The following is an 18,681-nucleotide window of genomic DNA, read 5'->3' as shown; positions in this document are numbered from 1 at the left end:
GGAGCCAGTCGACGCAATACCATGACAGTGCTGCGCCTCGAAGTGGCCACCGAAATCACCTGCTCAGACTCAAGTGATTGCAACCCAAACGGAGTCTTGGAAGACGCCACCTGTGTTGCAGGTTTCGGCGGTCTGTCTTCGTAATACTCCAAAACACATGACAGAAAAAAGCACTTTGACGTTTTTTTGAAGTTTATTTTTCAGAATGACCAATAGCACTTGGCGGACTGCCAGCACCCCGCTAAAGTCGGAAGTCCGCCTGCATCGAAATCTCTTCCAGAAACGCCTCTGGCCCAATGTTTACGGGCTTTTCCCGTTTCAGCGAAACGCGTCCTGACAGTTTTCCCAACCGATCCCGCTTGGCGCCGTTCGCGTGATGAGCCAAGGCATCGCGGTTTTCAGTGCATCCTGCTTCACATTGAAGTTGATCACCCCGTGTCGCCACAGCAGCATCAGGGTCAGCACCCGTTGCGCACTCTGGTTACCCTTGAGCTTGCCGGCGCCGTCCTGGGCATCGATGTCCCACAATGCCACCTGCAAACCCTGAGACCTGAAGAAGCCTTCAGCATCGGACCGACGCTGGCCATCGGGCGGACGAAACAGCGGTACGTAGTTCTCCGGCAACTTGCCTTTGACCAGCTCGGCGCTGCGCCGCACCGAGTCCTGCCAGTCTTGCCAGTGGCTGTGGGAACGGAACTCCCACCCCTGCACGCCAACGCATTGCTGCGAATAGGTCCCTTGCAGGCTGGTCACCGAACGTTCAGCCAGGCGGGCCTGAATGTCCTTGCCGAGGACGAAGAACGTAGCGCTCATGTTCGATTTGCGCAGGTACTCGGTAACCCAGGCAGTGTTATCTGGCGCGGCATTGGCGGCGCTGTCGAAGGTCAGCAGGAACAGACGGTCATTCATGGCATCGCCATTGCGCTCGTAGTCGCCAAAACGATCGACTTCGCTGCTGGTCTGCGGGAACAGCGCGGCCTTGCGCAATTGCTCATCAAGGTACTGGGCGTGGAACAACCGGCTCGGCTCGGCCCACTTGATGTAGTAGCTGTCGTCGCTGATCTGAAACTTGGCCGCTTGCTCGCGCAGGGTGTCCATGTCCTCGACCAGGAAACAGAAAGAGGCATCCTGATCGCAACTCTGCTGGGCGAAGTTGTAGTTGCTCAGCAAACGCTGCCACATGCGCTGACGCAGCTGGTTGACCGACTCCAGATTGACAGTGCGCAGGCCCAGGCGTTGAGCCAGGCCTGCTTCATCCAGCGATTCGCTGGCCAACAGGACGCGGGCGAACATAAGGATTTCGGCCCGGGAGGCAACGTCGAACACGGTCGGGTTGCTGAGCTGCTCAGGCCAGGTGCTGCGATCCAGCGTCGCCACATCGCCTGGCGCCGCTTGGGCAGCGAAGCTCAACAGCGAGGCGAAGAATAGAAAAACAATACGCAATGGGATGTCTCCATAACAAAACCCGCGCGGCACTATAGCCGATCGCGGCTCATCGAACCCCTGTGGCGAGGGGGCTTGCCCCCGTCGGGTTGCGAAGCAGCCCCAAAAACTGCGTCCCCGTTCCTACAGGTAAAACGCATGCAGCCGTTTTGCGACCGCTTCGCGGTCGAACGGGGGCAAGCCCCCTCGCCACAGGTTCTCCTCCCGCCATCAGGACCAAGCTCACCACCGATCACCTATGACACCCATAGCTGGAGTCAACACAGACAACCCCCTAGAATCGCCCCCACGATTAAAGGAGCCGACTTCATGCTGATGGTGATTTCCCCCGCCAAGACCCTCGATTACGAAACACCGCCGGCGACCCAGCGCTTCACTCAGCCGCAATACCTCGACCACTCTCAGGAACTGATCCTGCAACTGCGCGACCTGACGCCGGCGCAGATCAGCGAGCTGATGCACGTCTCCGACAAAATTGGCGGCCTCAATGCCGCACGTTTTGGCAGCTGGACCCCGGCCTTCACCCCGGCCAACGCCAAGCAGGCCTTGCTGGCGTTCAAGGGCGACGTGTACACCGGCCTGAATGCACAAACCTTCAGCGAAGCCGACTTCGATTATGCCCAGCAGCACTTGCGCATGCTCTCCGGCCTGTACGGCCTGCTGCGCCCTCTGGACCTGATGCAGCCCTATCGGCTGGAGATGGGCACCAAACTGGCCAATGCCCGCGGCAAGGACCTGTATGCCTTCTGGGGCACGCGGATCAGCGAATGGCTGAACGAAGCGCTGGCCGATCAAGGCGATGACGTGCTGCTGAACCTGGCCTCCAATGAGTACTTCTCGGCGGTCAAACGCAGTGCCTTGAACGCGCGCATCATCAATACCGAATTCAAGGACTTGAAGAACGGCCAGTACAAAATCATCAGCTTCTACGCGAAAAAGGCCCGCGGGATGATGAGCCGCTTCGTCATCGAAGAACGCATCAATGACCCGGCCGCCCTCAAGCAGTTCGATGTTCAGGGTTATCGCTACAGCAGCGAGCAGTCTAAACCGGACAATCTGGTGTTCCTGCGCGATCACGCACCGGAGTAACCAGACCCGCACTCAATCAGCGCACGACATGGACAACTTCGTCGTGCGCCATCCCTTCGATCCTCGAACAATCCTCGCCTTTTTCGCCGACTTATTGGCGCCAAAAAACAATCACTCCATTTTCTAACTTTTGTTTCACTCGACTTTGCTGATTTTTTTCAGTAGTGGCACTGAAAATTTTTATGAGTAGTGGCAAAAAAGTACCCAAGGTAACAATCACCCTATATATAAAGGGCGAAAAGGCACGTGCTATCAATATGAGAGCAGTGCCATCTTTTTCAATATTTCAAGAAATTTCAGAAATCGCGATGGGTGGACAGGAACTATGTCCAAATGCGCCGCTCATACCACCCGTAACTATTCTCTCGGCGAACGTACGAGATAACTTACACAGAGAAGAGATCCCGATAGCGAAGTTGTCACATCAACTTGAACTTATGGATCACTTGTTTGAGCAACACATGAAGGACAGGAGATAACGCACCATTAGTATCCCCTACAAGGCCACGGCTGCGCCCCTATAAACGTGCTCACCCGAGCACCCAACCGCTTGATTTACGGGCTTCTGACCTGGCATTGAGCGCGCAAGACCTTTGCACGAACGTCCTCTGATTAGAGGGTCGGCTGCATAACAGGGCACGTCATAACAATAAGGCCTGGTTGCGCACATCTTGAGTGCACTTATTTAGACACTCGGAACTTAGTATGCCTGCACCCGGCATTGTGACGCCTTTAAGGCCGCACTTGCGAGTGCACTATGACCGCTGAACACCATTAACTCCGGCCATGTAATGGCTTGTTGAACACAGTCTTGATTAACTGAGAGGTAAATGCGATGCGCATCAGCATATTTGGTTTGGGTTACGTCGGTGCAGTTTGTGCCGGTTGCCTGTCTGCACGGGGCCATGACGTCGTTGGCGTCGATGTTGCCAAAGACAAGATCGATATGATCAACGCCGGTCGTTCGCCGATCGTTGAACCCGGTCTGGGCGAACTTCTGAAACAGGGCATCGAGACTGGCCGTCTGCGCGGTACGACCAACTTCGCCGAAGCGATTCGCGACACCGACCTGTCGATGATCTGCGTCGGCACGCCGAGCAAAAAGAACGGCGACCTGGAACTGAACTACATCGAGGCCGTGTGCCGCGAAATCGGTTTTGTTCTGCGTGACAAAACCACCCGCCACACCATCGTCGTGCGCAGCACCGTGTTGCCGGGCACCGTGGCAAACGTGGTCATCCCGATTCTCGAAGACTGCTCCGGCAAGAAAGCAGGCGTCGACTTCGGCGTTGCCGTGAACCCTGAGTTCCTGCGTGAAAGCACCGCGATCGCCGACTACGACCAGCCGCCAATGACCGTCATCGGCGAGTTCGACAAGGCTTCGGGCGACGTTCTGCAATCGCTGTACGAAGAACTCGATGCGCCGATCATCCGCAAGGACATCGCCGTTGCCGAGATGATCAAGTACACCTGCAACGTGTGGCACGCCACCAAAGTGACCTTTGCCAACGAGATCGGCAACATCGCCAAGGCTGTCGGCGTCGATGGTCGTGAAGTGATGGAAGTGGTCTGCCAGGACAAGACGCTGAACCTGTCCCAATACTACATGCGTCCTGGCTTCGCATTTGGCGGCTCCTGCCTGCCGAAAGACGTCCGCGCCCTGACCTACCGCGCCAGTTCCCTGGACGTGGATGCACCGCTGCTCAACTCGCTGATGCGCAGTAACGAGTCCCAAGTGCAGAACGCGTTCGACATCGTCTCCAGCCACGACAAGCGCAAAGTCGCCCTGCTGGGCCTGAGCTTCAAGGCCGGCACCGACGACCTGCGCGAAAGCCCGCTGGTCGACCTGGCGGAAATGCTGATCGGCAAGGGCTACGACCTGAGCATCTACGACAGCAACGTCGAGTACGCCCGTGTCCACGGTGCGAACAAGGATTACATCGAGTCGAAGATCCCTCACGTCTCGTCCTTGCTCAACTCGAACTTCGAGGACGTGATCAACAACTCCGACGTGATCATCCTCGGCAACCGTGACGAGAAATTCCGCGCCCTGGCACTGGAAGCACCGCACGGCAAGCAAGTGGTCGACCTGGTCGGCTTCATGTCCAAAACCACCAGTGTGAGTGGCCGGACTGAAGGCATCTGCTGGTAACGCTGCATCTGTGTAGGTGCTGGCGAAGCCTGCAATCTTTTGATTTTCAGCGATCTCACTGACGCCAAAAGATCGCAGCCAGCGGCAGCTCCTACCAGGATTTCTGGCGTCATCCAGAGTGGGTGACGTCAGTTTTCACAGGCCTGCCTTAACCCCATCGGGCCACCCCACAGGCTCGCCCGAGATCGAGACGGATGCAGATTATGCACAGGCTAAAGCACGGCCTACTTCAGGCCGCCGGTTGGCTGTTTTACCTAAGTTTATTAATGGGCATCGCCATGGCGTTGCCTCCGTCCACGTTCGACTCCGAGTCGAAGGACTTCATCTTCCTGATCGGTATCGTCGGTATCTGGCGCTACTCGATGGGTGCCACGCACTTTTTGCGCGGCATGCTGTTTCTGTACGTGGTCTACCCGCACCTGCGGCGCAAAGTGCGCAAGCTGGGCAAAGAGGCGAACCCGTCCCACGTGTTTCTGATGGTCACCAGCTTCCGTATCGATGCGCTGACCACTGCTCAGGTCTACAGCTCGGTGATCCGCGAGGCCATCGACTGCGGCCTGCCGACTACCGTGGTGTGCTCCATCGTCGAAATGTCCGATGAGCTGCTGGTCAAGAGCCTCTGGAAACGCATGAACCCGCCGACACGGGTCAAGCTCGACTTCGTGCGCATTCCCGGCACTGGCAAGCGCGATGGCCTGGCCTATGGTTTCCGCGCCATCTCCCGCCACCTGCCGGACGACCGCGCCGTGGTTGCAGTGATCGATGGCGACACCGTGCTGGCCGAAGGCGTCGTGCTCAAGACCGTGCCGTGGTTCCAGCTGTTCGGCAATGTCGGCGGCCTGACCACCAACGAGTTCTGCGAAGTGCGCGGCGGCTACATCATGAGCGAATGGCACAAACTGCGATTCGCCCAGCGTCACATCAACATGTGCTCCATGGCCCTGTCCAAACGTGTATTAACCATGACCGGCCGGATGTCGGTGTTCCGCGCCACTGTGGTGACCGACCCGGACTTCATCGCCGACGTGGAAAGCGACTCACTGCAACACTGGCGCCTGGGCCGCTTCAAGTTCCTGACCGGCGACGACAAGTCCAGCTGGTTCAGCTTGATGCGTCTGGGCTACGACACGTTCTACGTGCCTGACGCCGCGATCCATACCGTGGAACACCCACCGGAAAAGAGCTTCATCAAGGCCAGTCGCAAACTGATGTTCCGCTGGTACGGCAACAACCTGCGACAGAACTCCCGCGCCTTGGGCCTGGGGATGAAACGCCTCGGCCTGTTCACTTCGGTGGTGTTGTTCGACCAGCGTGTATCGATGTGGACGTCCTTGCTGGGCCTGACCGTGGCACTCATCGCCACGTTCAAATACGGCACCGCGTTCATCCTGGTGTACCTGCTGTGGATCGGCATCACCCGCTTGATCCTGACCGTGCTGCTGTCCTGCTCCGGTCACCGGATCGGCCCGGCTTACCCGATGATTCTTTATTACAACCAGATCGTCGGTGCGCTGGTGAAGATCTACGTGTTCTTCCGCCTGGACCAACAATCCTGGACCCGCCAGGACACCAAATTGACCCGTGATCTCGCCAGCTTTCAACGTTGGTTCAACACCTGGTCGTCTCGGACCATGACCTTCTCCGCCGGCAGCATTTTTGTCGCCGTGCTGCTGATGATGGTCTGACCGAACTCGCCTGAATTAACTAGGAAATCGCCCATATGAATACCGCCGTCAACTCCAACGTAGTGCATGAATCCGAAGCCCAGCGCCAACACGCCCGGGTAAAAATCCCGGCCAAGCTGCGTTTCTTCGGCCCTGACCGGACCCCGGTCGAAGCCCGCGTCATCGACCTTTCCGCAGGCGGCCTGGCGTTCAACGCCGGTCAGCTGCCGCTGAAGGTCGGTGATGTGCACAAGGCCCGCCTGCAATTCGTCATCGACAACCTCGGCCTGGCCATGGACGTGGAATTGCAGATCCGCTCCGTCGACCGCCAGACCGGCCGCGTAGGGTGCCAGTTCCAGAACCTGGAGCCCCGAGACATTTCCACCCTGCGCCACCTGATCACCTCGCACCTGGCCGGTGATATCGTCAGCGTGGGTGAAATGCTCGCAACCCTGCAACGCGACAACTTCACCAAGGCGCGCAAGGTCAAGGACGGCGGTCATGGCATGACCGCACTCGGCCGTCTGAAAGCGGTGACCTTCAGCGCCGGTATCTTCGTGGTCGGCCTGGTGGCGTTCGGTTTCATCTTCAAATCGGTGTACGGCATGTACTTCGTCAGCCACGCCCAGGCTGGCTTGGTCAGCGTGCAAGGCATGAACATCACCATGCCGCGCGATGGCACCGTGCAGAGTCTGATCAAGGCTGACGGCGTTGCCGCCAAAGGCGCCCCGCTGGCGACCTTCAGCACCAGCATGCTCGACGTACTCAAAGGCCATCTGGACGAAGACCAACTGCAACCGTCCAAGGTTGAAGAACTGTTCGGCAAGCAAATGACCGGCACCCTGACCTCGCCATGCGATTGCACCGTGGCGCAGCAACTGGTGGCTAACGGTCAGTACGCCAGCAAGGGCGACGTGATCTTCCAGCTGGTGCCGCGCAATACCGAAGCCAACGTTGAAGCCCGCTTCTCCTATCGCCAGTTCGGCGATGTGCGCCCAGGCACCACGGTCAGCTTCCAGATCGCCGGCGAAGACCAGACCCGTACCGGCAAGATCGTCAGCAGCACCAGCCTGAAAAGCGAAGACCTGTCATCCGACATTCGCGTGCAGATCAAGCCTGACGAACCGTTGGACAGCTCCCTCGCCGGCCGCCCTGCGGAAGTGAGCAGCACCCGTGGCCCGAACCTGAACTGGCTGATCAACAAAGCCATGGCCGCCGGTCTTTAAGCAGAGGACATGCCCGTGACGATCATCAGTCTCCTGAAAACACCGCGAATCCTGTGGGAGCGGGCTTGCCCGCGATTGGATCAACGCGGTCTTTCTGAAACACCGAGCGGCCTGAATCGAGGGCAAGTCGGAATGCCGCACCACCGCTCCCACAGTGGTTATGTGGTGTGTTCACTGGCATTGGCCGTGAGCCTGGCCGGTTGCGCCGGTCTGCCCGACCAGCGTCTGGCCAATGAAGCCCTCAAGCGCGGCGACACCACGGTGGCGGCGCAGAACTACCAGCAACTGGCCGACCTGGGTTACAGCGAAGCCCAGGTTGGGCTGGCCGACATTCAGGTCGACAGCCGCGATCCCGCGCAGATCAAAAAGGCCGAGGCGACTTACCGCGCCGCGGCCAGCGTCTCGCCGCGGGCTCAGGCTCGCCTGGGTCGCCTGCTCGTGGCCAAACCCGGTGCCACTGAAGCTGAACACCACGAAGCCGAAGCGCTGTTGAAGAAAGCCGCAACCAATGGTGAAGGCAACACCCTGATCCCGCTGGCGATGCTGTACCTGCAATTCCCGCACAGTTTCCCCAACGTCAATGCACAGCAGCAGATCACTCAATGGCGCGCCGAAGGCAAACCGGAAGCGGGTCTGGCCCAGGTGCTGCTCTATCGCACCCAGGGCACTTACGACCAGCACCTGAATGACGTGGAAAAGATCTGCAAAGCGGGGTTGAACACCACCGACATCTGCTACGTCGAACTGGCCACGGTCTATCAGAAACGTGGCCAGCCCGAACAACAGACCGAGCTGATCAAGCAGATGCAGGCTGCTCACAGTCGTGGCACCGTCTCCGCGCAACGGGTCGACAGCGTGGCCCGCGTGCTGGGCGATGCGAGCCTGGGCAAGACCGACGAAAAAACCGCTCAGTCGCTGCTCGAAGGCATCGCCCCTGGCTACCCGGCGTCCTGGGTCAGCCTGGCGCAATTGCTCTACGACTTCCCTGAACTGGGCGACGTCGACACGATGATGAAGTACCTGGACAACGGCCGCGCCGCCGATCAGCCGCGTGCCGAACTGTTGCTGGGCAAGCTCTACTACGAAGGCAAAATGGTGCCGGCCGACGCCAAGGTCGCCGAAGAGCACTTCCAGAAAGCCGTCGGCAGGGAAGTCGCCGCCGATTACTACCTCGGCCAGATTTACCGTCGCGGTTACCTGGGCAAGGTCTATCCGCAGAAAGCCCTGGATCACCTGCTGACCGCTGCGCGCAACGGCCAGAACAGCGCCGATTTCGCCATCGCCCAACTGTTCTCCCAAGGCAAGGGCACCCGGCCCGACCCGGTCAACGCTTACGTCTTCAGCCAATTGGCCAAGGCTCAAGACACTCCGCAAGCCACTGAGCTTGCGCAAACACTCGAAGCGCAACTGCCGCCTGACCGGCTGGCCGAGGCCCAACGCCTGCTCAAACAAGAGCAAGCCATTCGTAGCACCGTGAGTCCGGACACGCTGGAACTGCACGCCCTGCAAGAAGAAGACGGCGAGGAATCCCTATGAAACTCAATCCATTCGTGCAGGCCGGTATTGGCCTGACATTCGCCCTGCTGTGGTCGTGCCCGACCCTGGCGGCCCTGAGCGAAGACAAGAACTTCGGTCTCGAAGTCAAAGTTACCGGCCAGTCCGAAAACGACAGTGACCTGGGCACCGCCGGTGGCGGCGACGTTAACGGCGTCGGCCTCGACCTGCGCCCATGGGTCTATGGCGAAAGCGGCGCGTGGAGCGCCTACGCCATGGGTCAGGCTGTGACGTCTACCGACATCATCGAAACCGACACCCTGCAACAGTCCGACAACAGCGGCACCCAGACCACCGACAGCGGTGATCGCAAGACCAGGAAAAACTACCTGGCGATGCGCGAGTTCTGGGTCGGCTACAGCGGCCTCACGCCCTACCCTGGCGAGCTCCTCAAGTTCGGTCGCCAACGCCTGCGCAACGACGATGGCCAATGGCGCGACACCAATATCGAAGCCCTGAACTGGACCTTCGACACCACCCTGTTGCGCGCCAACGTCGGGGTCGCCGAACGCTTCAGCGAATACCGCACCGACCTGAAAGAACTGTCCCCCAAAGACAAGGATCGCCTGCACGCCTACGCCGATGCGGCGTATCAGTGGACGCCGGGTAACTGGGTCGGCATTCGCGGCCATCACACCCACGATAACGGCAAGCTCGACTATCCGGAGCCAGGCGTGGCCGGCGATACCCTGGACAAGAAACAGAACGGCGACATCAGTTGGCTCGGCCTCACCGCCGACAGCGATGCCTACAACTGGCGCAACACCAACACCGTCAATTACTGGGGCAGCATCACCGGCATGAACGGCGACCGTGACACGGTCAACCCGCTGAATGCCGACGGCACTCGCCCGGCAGAAGCCAAGCGCGGTGAAGACCTGAACGGCTGGGCTACCGACGTAGGTGTTCGTCTGCGCCTCGATCCGCAGTGGCAAGTCGGCGCAGCCTATGCCCGCGCCAGCGCCGAGTACGAACAGAACGGCCTGGAAAGCAACCGTTCGAACTACACCGGTACCCGCTCGCGGGTCCACCGTTTCGGCGAAGCCTTCCGTGGCGAAATGAACAACATGCAAACCGCCACGCTGTTCGGCTCCTGGATGCTCAACGACGAATACGACGCCAGCCTGATCTACCACAAGTTCTGGCGTGTGGACGGCAACAAGCCGGTGGGCAACAACGGCATCAACGCCGTTGAAAACAACACCGACGACGCGACCGGGGCAATCCTCTCCAGCACCTCCCTGCCGCTGGAAGATGGCAACAAGGACCTCGGTCAGGAAATGGACCTGGTGGTCACCAAGTACTTCAAGCAAGGCCTGTTGCCAGCGGCGTTGAGCCAGTCGATCGATGAGCCTTCGGCCCTGGTGCGGTTCCGTGGTGGAGTGTTCAAGCCCGGCGATGCCTATGGCAAAGAAGTCGACTCGTACATGCACCGTGCGTTTATCGACGTGATCTGGCGCTTCTGATGCAAACCGCGAAGGGAGTGCCCGACATGAACAGCGCCAAGAAAGGCTCGATCAGCCTGCTGGCCGGCGCGCTGCTGCTGGCCAGCACAGCCGCCTTCGCCACCGTCGAACCGGTCAAGGCTGTGCACCAGCCTGAACAGCAGAGCAAACCGACGACCATAGCCAAAGGACTGCAACAGGCCAAGACCTACACCGTCAGCAGCGCGCCCACCGCGCCGCTGGAACTGGCCAAGCCGAAACTGCCGGACACCTCTGGCTACACCGCCCAAGCTATTGCCGCGAAAATCGTGCGCACCAAACCCGGCAAGATCAGCGTGCGCCGGATGATGCAGGAAGACGCCCTGAAGGACTTCATCGGCGGCGACAACAAGATGGCCGAGTGGGTGGTGCGTCAGCACGGCATCCCGCAGGCGATCTTCGTCGACGATGGCTACATGAACCTCAAGGACCTGACCAAGAAGCTGCCCAAGCAGTACCTCAGCGAAACGTCGCCGGGTGTGTTCCTGGCGAAGTTGCCGATCGTGGTGGGCAGACACGGCATTCTGGAAATCGACAAACAGACCCAGGAATTGCGCCTGTCCCAAGAGGCCGGTTCGTTCCTGGTCAACGACGGTCAGCTGTTTGTGCGTGATACCAAGATCACCGGCTGGAGCGAGAAGGCCAACGGTCCGGCGACCTTCCAGTCGCCCAAGGAATTCCGTCCGTTCCTGTTGTCCTGGGGCGGCACCGAGACCTACATCGCCAACAGCAAGATTGCCAGTTTCGGTTACGCCAACAGTAAGTCCTACGGCGTGAGTATTTCCCAGTACACACCGAACATGGCCAAGGTGCTCAAGCGCCCTGAACCGACCGGCTGGATCGTCGGCTCCGAGTTCTCGGACATGTGGTACGGCTTCTACTGCTACGAAACCCGCGATTTCGTGGTCAAGGGCAACACCTACAAAGACAACATCGTCTACGGCATCGACCCCCATGACCGTTCCCACGGCCTGATCATCGCCGACAACACGGTTTACGGAACCAAGAAGAAGCACGGGATCATTATTTCCCGTGAGGTCAACGACAGCTTCATCTTCAACAACCGCAGCTACGACAACCACCTGTCGGGCCTGGTGATCGACCGTAACAGCGTGAACAACCTGATCGCCTACAACGAGATCTACAAGAACCACACCGACGGCATCACTCTCTACGAGAGTGCCGACAACCTGTTGTGGGGCAACAAGGTGATCAGCAATAAGCGCCACGGCATCCGGATTCGTAACAGCGTGAACATTCGCCTGTACGAAAACATCTCGATGGCCAATGGCCTGACCGGTGTCTACGGGCACATCAAAGACCTGAGCGACACCGACCGGGACATCAAGCTCGACCCGTTCGATGCCGAAGTGTCGCTGATCGTGGTCGGTGGTGAACTGGCCGCCAATGGCAGCGGACCACTGTCGATCGACTCGCCGCTGAGCGTGGAGTTGTATCGCGTGTCGATGCTCGCGCCGACCAAAACCAGTGGCATCAGCTTTTCGGGAATTCTCGGCGAGCGCCAGGATGAAATTCTCGACCTGCTGGTACGCCAGCAGAAAGCCGTGCTGATCGACCCTGTCGAACGCCAGACCGAAATGCGGGACTGAGGATAATTTTATGCACCCACACTTGATCAAATTACTCAGCCTGTCGGCCCTGACCGCGGGCATTCTCGCGGCCAGCACTGGCGTGCGTGCCGAAGACGCCAAAGCACCGAGCTTCAACGCCGAGCCGTGCTGCAACCTGTGCCCGGCAGCCCACGACCCGAAGAACTACACCACGCGCTATCAGCAGAACTTCACCACGCTGGTGCAGGCCCAGGGCGACTGGCTGTTCCGTACCCAAGAAGACTTGCGCACCGAATTCGATACCACGCCCGCCGGCTACAAACGCATGAAGCTGCTGCACGATGCGTTCAAGAGCAAAGGCGTGGAACTGGTCATCGTTTACCAGCCGACCCGGGGCCTGGTGAACCGCAACAAGCTGAACCCGGAAGAAAAAGCCAAATACGATTTCGACAAGGCACTGACCAACTACAAAACCATGCTCGGGCGTTTCGCGCAGATGGGCTACGTGGTCCCCGACCTCTCGCCGCTGACCAACGAATCGCTGCCCGACACCCTGCCCGCCCACGATTTCTACTTTCGCGGTGACCAACACTGGACCCCGTATGGCGCCCAGCGCACAGCGAAAATCGTCGCCGAGAAGGTCAAGCAGTTGCCGGTCTTCGCCGACATTCCCAAGCGTGAATTCGAGACCCATAAGTCGGGTCGCATGGGCAAGACCGGAACGTTACACAATATGGCGGGTCAACTCTGTGGCACCAGCTATGCGATCCAGTACATGGATCAGTTCACCACCGAGCCCAAGGGCGAAGCGGCGGATGGCGATCTGTTCGGTGAATCCGGCAACCCGCAAATCACCCTGGTCGGCACCAGCCACAGTGGCAAGAACTACAACTTCGCCGGTTTCCTGGAAGAGGCCATCGGCGCCGACATCCTCAACGTGGCATTCCCCGGCGGTGGCCTGGAAGGTTCGATGCTGCAGTACCTGGGCAGCGAAGAGTTCCAGACCAAGCCGCCGAAAATTCTCATCTGGGAGTTCTCGCCACTTTATCGCCTCGACCAGGAAACCATCTACCGCCAGATGATGGCGCTGCTCGACAACGGTTGCGAAGGCAAGGATGCACAAATGAGCGGCAGCGCCACGCTGAAGCCGGGCAAAAACGAACTGATGGTCAACAGCAAGAACCTGGACCTGCGCAACAGCGACCACCAGGTCGACATCCGCTTCGCCGATACGTCGGTGAAAACCTTGCATGCCACCCTCTGGTACATGAATGGGCGCCACGAGGACATCAAGATCGACAAACCGGAAACCTCCGATACCGACGGGCGTTTCGCCTTTGAGTTGCGCACGGACGAAGACTGGGCTTCGCAGAATCTGCTGGCCGTTGAAGTCCAGGGGCCTGAAACACCAGGCGCCGCGCCGCAGAAAGTCGAAGCAAAAATCTGCAAACGCAACGTGTTCTCCGGCACCGGGCAGCGTACTGCTCAAGCCGGGCAATGAGGCTACCTCTTATGAATTGCATGCAAACCCGAGCTTTGAAAAAGTTACTCGCACCTTCCCTGCTGGCTCTGGCGATGTTCGCTGGCGCCACCCAGGCCGCCGCGCCACTGCGCCCACCTCAGGGGTATTTTGCGCCTGTGGATAAATTCAAGACCGGCGACAAGAACGAAGGCTGCGACGCAATGCCGACGCCCTACACCGGCGCCCTGCAGTTTCGCAGCAAATACGAAGGCTCCGACAAGGCCCGTTCGACTCTGAACGAGGAATCGGAAAAGGCCTTCCGCGACACCACCGCTGACATCACCAAGATCGAGCGCGGCACCAGCAAGCGAGTGATGCAGTTCATGCGTGACGGTCGCCCGGAACAACTGGAATGCCCCCTCGACTGGTTGACCGCCTGGGCCAAGGCCGATGCATTGATGTCCAAGGACTTCAACCACACCGGCAAGTCCATGCGCAAATGGGCATTGGGCAGCATGGCTTCGTCCTATATCCGCCTGAAATTCTCTGACTCGCATCCCCTGGCCACCCACCAGGAACAAGCGCAAGTGATTGAAGCTTGGTTCAGCAAAATGGCCGATCAGGTGGTCAGCGATTGGGACAATCTCCCGCTCGAACAGACCAACAACCACTCGTACTGGGCCGCCTGGTCGGTGATGGCCACCTCGGTCGCCACCAACCGCCGCGACCTGTTCGACTGGGCCGTGAAGGAATACAAGGTCGGCGCCAATCAGGTCGACGCCCAGGGCTTCCTGCCTAACGAACTCAAGCGCCAGCAACGCGCCCTCGCCTACCACAACTACGCCCTGCCGCCGCTGGCGATGATCGCCAGTTTCGCCCAGGTCAACGGTGTGGACTTGCGTCAGGAAAACAACGGCGCCTTGAAACGCTTGGGCGATCGCGTGCTTGCCGGGGTGAAAAACCCGGATGAGTTCGAGAAGAAAAACGGTAAAGAGCAGGACATGACCGATCTCAAGATCGATTCGAAATTTGCCTGGCTCGAACCATTCTGCTCGCTCTACACCTGCCCGCCGGACGTGCTGGAACTCAAGCACAAGATGCAGCCGTTCAAGACGTTCCGACTGGGTGGGGATTTGACCAAGGTCTTCGACCCGGCCAATGACAAGGGCAAAGGTTCTTAGAACATACACAAAACCCTGTGGGAGCGGGCTTGCCCGCGAATGCAATCTGACTTTCAACATTGATGTCGACTGACACACCTCTATCGCGGGCAAGCCCGCTCCCACAGGGTCAGTGTCAGGTATGAGTTGTTGTTTCGCCCTCCGGTTTTCAGTGGGGGGTTTGGGGGGGCCGTTGGCCCTTGACTGTTGGTTAAACATGGAGAGATCGGGATGGTATTTTCATCCAACGTATTCCTGTTTCTGTTCTTGCCGATCTTTCTCGGCTTGTACTACCTGAGCGGAATACGCTATCGCAATCTGCTGCTGCTGATCGCCAGCTACGTGTTCTACGCCTGGTGGCGTGTGGACTTCCTTGCGCTGTTCGCGGCCGTCACGCTGTGGAACTACTGGATCGGCCTGAAAGTCGGCGCCGCGGGCGTTCGGACCAAACCGGCCCAGCGCTGGCTGCTGCTCGGCGTTGCGGTGGATCTGTGCATCCTCGGCTACTTCAAGTACGCCAACTTCGGCGTGGACAGCATCAACGCGATGATGACCTCGGTCGGTCTGTCGCCGTTCATCCTGACCCACGTGCTGTTGCCGATCGGGATCTCGTTCTACATCTTCGAGTCCATCAGCTACATCATCGACGTCTACCGCGGTGATACCCCGGCCACCCGTAACCTGATCGATTTTGCTGCGTTCGTGGCGATCTTCCCGCACCTGATCGCGGGCCCTGTATTGCGTTTTCGCGACCTGGCCGACCAGTTCAACAACCGCACCCACACCCTCGACAAGTTCTCCGAAGGTGCCACGCGGTTCATGCAGGGTTTCATCAAGAAAGTCTTCATCGCCGACACCCTGGCGGTAGTGGCCGACCATTGCTTCGCCTTGCAGAACCCGACCACGGGTGACGCCTGGCTGGGCGCCCTCGCCTACACCGCGCAGCTGTACTTCGACTTCTCCGGCTACAGCGACATGGCCATCGGCCTGGGCTTGATGATGGGTTTCCGCTTCATGGAAAACTTCAAACAGCCGTACATCAGCCAGTCGATCACCGAGTTCTGGCGGCGCTGGCACATCAGCCTCTCCACCTGGCTGCGTGACTACCTGTACATCACCCTTGGCGGTAACCGTAAAGGCACGCTGATGACCTATCGCAACCTGTTCCTGACCATGCTGCTCGGTGGTCTGTGGCACGGCGCGAACATTACCTACATCGTCTGGGGTGCCTGGCATGGCATGTGGCTGGCGATCGAAAAAGCACTGGGCCTGAACACCTCGCCGCGCAGCATCAACCCGATCCGCTGGGCACTGACCTTCCTGCTCGTTGTCATGGGCTGGGTGATCTTCCGCTCGGAAAACCTGCACGTCGCCGGTCGCATGTACGGCGCGATGTTCAGCTTCGGCGAATGGTCGCTGTCGGAACTCAATCAGGCCAGCCTCACCGGTCTGCAAGTGGCAACCCTGGTGGTGGCCTACGTCACTCTGGCGTTCTTCGGTATCCGCGATTTCTACACCAACCGGCCACCGGTCAAGACCAAGCCTGCCGTCAACGTCGAGGCCGATGGCCCTGCCGCGGCGACGCCTGGAATGATCAAAGCCGTACCAGGTGACAACCCGGCCAGCATCCACGAACCGGGTTACACCGTCGGCGTTGAAGCGACTGTGCAACCGGCCTACTGGACCGCTGACTGGTCCCGCTACGTGATGCGCGCCCTGGTGCTGCTGCTGTTCATCGCTTCGATTTTCAAACTCTCGGCGCAAAGCTTCTCGCCGTTCCTTTACTTCCAGTTCTGAGGGATCTGACCATGACCCGCTCATTACGCATCTTCTACATCGCCCTGTTTCTGGTGACCTTGCTGGTCCTGGGCGTGTGGTCGGTACGCAGCTTCTTCGGCTTCAGTACCAACGCCGATGCCACCGTGCTCAACGGTCGCTGGACCAAAGCCGTCGAGACGCATTACGACGACGAGTTCCCGATCAAGCGCCTGGGCACCAACCTTTGGGCCGCGCTGGATTTCAAACTGTTCAACGAAGGTCGTCCGGGCGTGGTGCTCGGTCGCGATCAGTGGTTGTACAGCGATGAGGAATTCAACCCGATCGTCAACGAAGAGTTGAACCTGCAAGGCAACTACGCGCTGGTCGAAGGCGTGCGCCAGGAACTGAAAGAGAAAGGCGTGAAACTGGTGATGGCGATCGTGCCGGCCAAGACTCGCCTGTACCCGGAACACTTGGGTGAAGTGAAGCCTTCGAGCATCCACGCCAACCTCTATCAGGACTTCCACGCTCAAGTGGCGGCCAACAAAATTCTTGCCCCTGACCTGCTCGGCCCGCTGCAACAAGCCAAGCACGACGGTCAGCAAGTGTTCCTGCGCACCGACACCCACTGGACCCCGGAAGGCGCACAAATCGCTGCGCAGACCCTGGCCAAAACCATTGCCGACAAGGCCCCGCTCAGCGGCGAACCGCAAAACTTCGTCACCGAACCGGCCGAGAAGGTGACCCACAAGGGCGACCTGCGCTTGTTCCTGCCGCTGGACCCGCTGTTCGAAAACCTGATGCCGGCGCCAGAACCTTTGCAGAAGCGCAACACCGTGGCGGCTCAGGATCAGCCTGCCGGTGATGACGCACTGTTCGCCAACACTGAAGTGCCGGTGGCCCTGATCGGCACCAGCTACAGCGCCAATCCGAACTGGAACTTCGTCGGGGCACTGAAAGAAGCACTGCACAGCGACGTGGTCAATTACGCCGAAGACGGCCACGGCCCGATTCTGCCGATGCTCAGCTACCTCAAAAGCGATGCCTTCAAGAACAGCCCGCCACAAGTGCTGATCTGGGAGTTCCCTGAACGATATCTGCCTGTGAACAACGAAATCGGTGACGCCGACCCGCAGTGGGTCGCAGAGCTTAAACAAGCCGGCGCACGCCAACAAAACGTAGCTGCAAACACTAAATCCGAGACGCCCGACCGGGCGCAAAACTGAAAGAGAGGTACACCCATGACTTTCACTACTACTCCTCGCCGTCTCGCCGCTCGCTCCTTAAAAGCAGTTGCCCTCGTCGCCGGCATGAGCGTGCTGTCGATGCAGGCCTTCGCCGGTGGCGATGCCGCCCTCTACGGCCCGACCGCACCGAAAGGCTCCAGCTTCGTGCGGGTCTACAACGCCGGCAACGCCGAAGTCAGCGCCACTGTCGGCACTACCAACCTGAACGAAGTCGCGCCGCTGTCCAGCACTGACTTCAGCTTCATGCCAGGCGGCGACTACAGCGCCAAGATCGGCAGCCAGACCCTGCCGGTGAAACTGGCCGGTGATCACTATTACACCCTGGTCAACAACGCCAGCGGCGCGCCGCAACTGATTGAAGAACCGCCGTTCAAGAACAAGCAGAAATCCCTGGTGCGCGTGCAGAACCTCAGCGACAAGGCCCTGACCCTGAAAACCGCGGACGGCAAAACCGAAGTGGTGCCGAACGTGGCCGCCAAGAGCCGCGGCGAACGTGAAATCAACCCCGTGAAAGTCAGCCTGGCGCTGTACGAAGGCGACAAGAAAGTCGGCGACGTGAAGCCGGTTGCCTTGGAGCGTGGTGAAGCCGCGGTGCTGTACGTCACCGGCAATGGCAGCAGCCTGTCGCCAGTTTGGGTAAAGCGCCCAGTGTCGACGCGCTAACAAATTCACCTGATTAACGCTGTTCCCTGTGGGAGCGAGCCTGCTCGCGATTGCGATCTGACATCCAGCATTGATGTCGACTGACACTCAGTCATCGCTAGCAGGCTCGCTCCCACAGTGGATCAAGGCGTCAATCGGGTACGGAATAAGAACAAGAGTGAAACGACAGAACGCAGTAGCTCTGACCCATACGTTTTTCAAGGAGTAA

The 18,681-nt window shown here is 59.2% G+C and carries 13 protein-coding genes; 12 read left to right on the top strand and 1 reads right to left on the bottom strand.

Going from position 1 to position 18,681, the window contains the following annotated elements; genetic code table 11:
- Positions 1-318: 318 nt before the first annotated feature.
- Positions 319-1,443 (bottom strand): polysaccharide deacetylase family protein, encoded by a 1,125-nt coding sequence (locus tag J3D54_RS13675; protein WP_253418939.1) that lies wholly within the window; start codon positions 1,441-1,443, stop codon positions 319-321.
- Positions 1,444-1,752: 309 nt separating this feature from the next.
- Here J3D54_RS13675 and yaaA point away from each other — a divergent pair, with 309 nt between their 5' ends.
- The 12 genes from yaaA to J3D54_RS13615 all read left to right on the top strand — a co-directional run bounded on the left by yaaA (position 1,753) and on the right by J3D54_RS13615 (position 18,473).
- On the top strand, positions 1,753-2,532 hold the full coding sequence (gene yaaA / locus J3D54_RS13670; RefSeq protein ID WP_007936296.1) for a peroxide stress protein YaaA: 780 nt from the start codon (positions 1,753-1,755) through the stop codon (positions 2,530-2,532).
- Between the two features lie 835 nt (positions 2,533-3,367).
- On the top strand, positions 3,368-4,684 hold the full coding sequence (locus tag J3D54_RS13665) for a nucleotide sugar dehydrogenase (RefSeq protein ID WP_253418936.1): 1,317 nt from the start codon (positions 3,368-3,370) through the stop codon (positions 4,682-4,684).
- 200 nt (positions 4,685-4,884) lie between these two features.
- Positions 4,885-6,369 (top strand): mannuronan synthase, encoded by a 1,485-nt coding sequence (alg8, locus tag J3D54_RS13660; RefSeq protein WP_253426613.1) that lies wholly within the window; start codon positions 4,885-4,887, stop codon positions 6,367-6,369.
- A gap of 35 nt (positions 6,370-6,404) precedes the next feature.
- Positions 6,405-7,574: an alginate biosynthesis protein Alg44 gene (locus J3D54_RS13655; RefSeq protein ID WP_253418934.1), complete on the top strand. Its 1,170-nt coding sequence runs from the start codon at positions 6,405-6,407 to the stop codon at positions 7,572-7,574.
- Positions 7,575-7,589: 15 nt separating this feature from the next.
- Positions 7,590-9,110 carry an alginate biosynthesis TPR repeat lipoprotein AlgK gene (algK, locus tag J3D54_RS13650; RefSeq protein WP_253418932.1) on the top strand — a complete coding sequence of 507 codons (1,521 nt, stop codon included), beginning with the start codon at positions 7,590-7,592 and terminating at the stop codon, positions 9,108-9,110.
- Complete coding sequence (locus tag J3D54_RS13645; protein ID WP_253418930.1) at positions 9,107-10,594, top strand: alginate export family protein; 1,488 nt, start codon at positions 9,107-9,109, stop codon at positions 10,592-10,594. The genes algK and J3D54_RS13645 overlap by 4 nt, the downstream gene beginning before the upstream one ends.
- Positions 10,595-10,620: 26 nt before the next feature.
- Positions 10,621-12,222: a mannuronan 5-epimerase AlgG gene (gene algG / locus J3D54_RS13640; RefSeq protein ID WP_253418928.1), complete on the top strand. Its 1,602-nt coding sequence runs from the start codon at positions 10,621-10,623 to the stop codon at positions 12,220-12,222.
- A 10-nt stretch (positions 12,223-12,232) separates the two neighbouring features.
- A complete protein-coding gene (locus tag J3D54_RS13635; RefSeq protein WP_253418924.1) occupies positions 12,233-13,684 on the top strand; it encodes an alginate O-acetyltransferase in 1,452 nt (483 codons plus the stop codon).
- A gap of 11 nt (positions 13,685-13,695) precedes the next feature.
- Positions 13,696-14,826 (top strand): mannuronate-specific alginate lyase, encoded by a 1,131-nt coding sequence (locus J3D54_RS13630; protein WP_301293345.1) that lies wholly within the window; start codon positions 13,696-13,698, stop codon positions 14,824-14,826.
- A 210-nt stretch (positions 14,827-15,036) separates the two neighbouring features.
- A complete protein-coding gene (locus tag J3D54_RS13625) occupies positions 15,037-16,602 on the top strand; it encodes an MBOAT family protein (protein WP_253418922.1) in 1,566 nt (521 codons plus the stop codon).
- A gap of 11 nt (positions 16,603-16,613) precedes the next feature.
- Entirely contained in the window at positions 16,614-17,789 is a 1,176-nt protein-coding gene (locus J3D54_RS13620; protein ID WP_253418920.1) for an alginate O-acetyltransferase, read from the top strand.
- A 15-nt stretch (positions 17,790-17,804) separates the two neighbouring features.
- The gene (locus J3D54_RS13615) at positions 17,805-18,473 is read left to right on the top strand and encodes an alginate O-acetyltransferase AlgF (protein ID WP_253418918.1); all 669 of its coding nucleotides are present in this window, start codon (positions 17,805-17,807) and stop codon (positions 18,471-18,473) included.
- The last annotated feature ends 208 nt before the right edge of the window (positions 18,474-18,681 follow it).

It is taken from the genome of Pseudomonas sp. GGS8 (assembly GCF_024168645.1).
Lineage (GTDB): Bacteria > Pseudomonadota > Gammaproteobacteria > Pseudomonadales > Pseudomonadaceae > Aquipseudomonas.
Note: the sequence above shows the minus strand (reverse complement) of the source record. Positions and strands in the feature narration are given on the sequence as shown.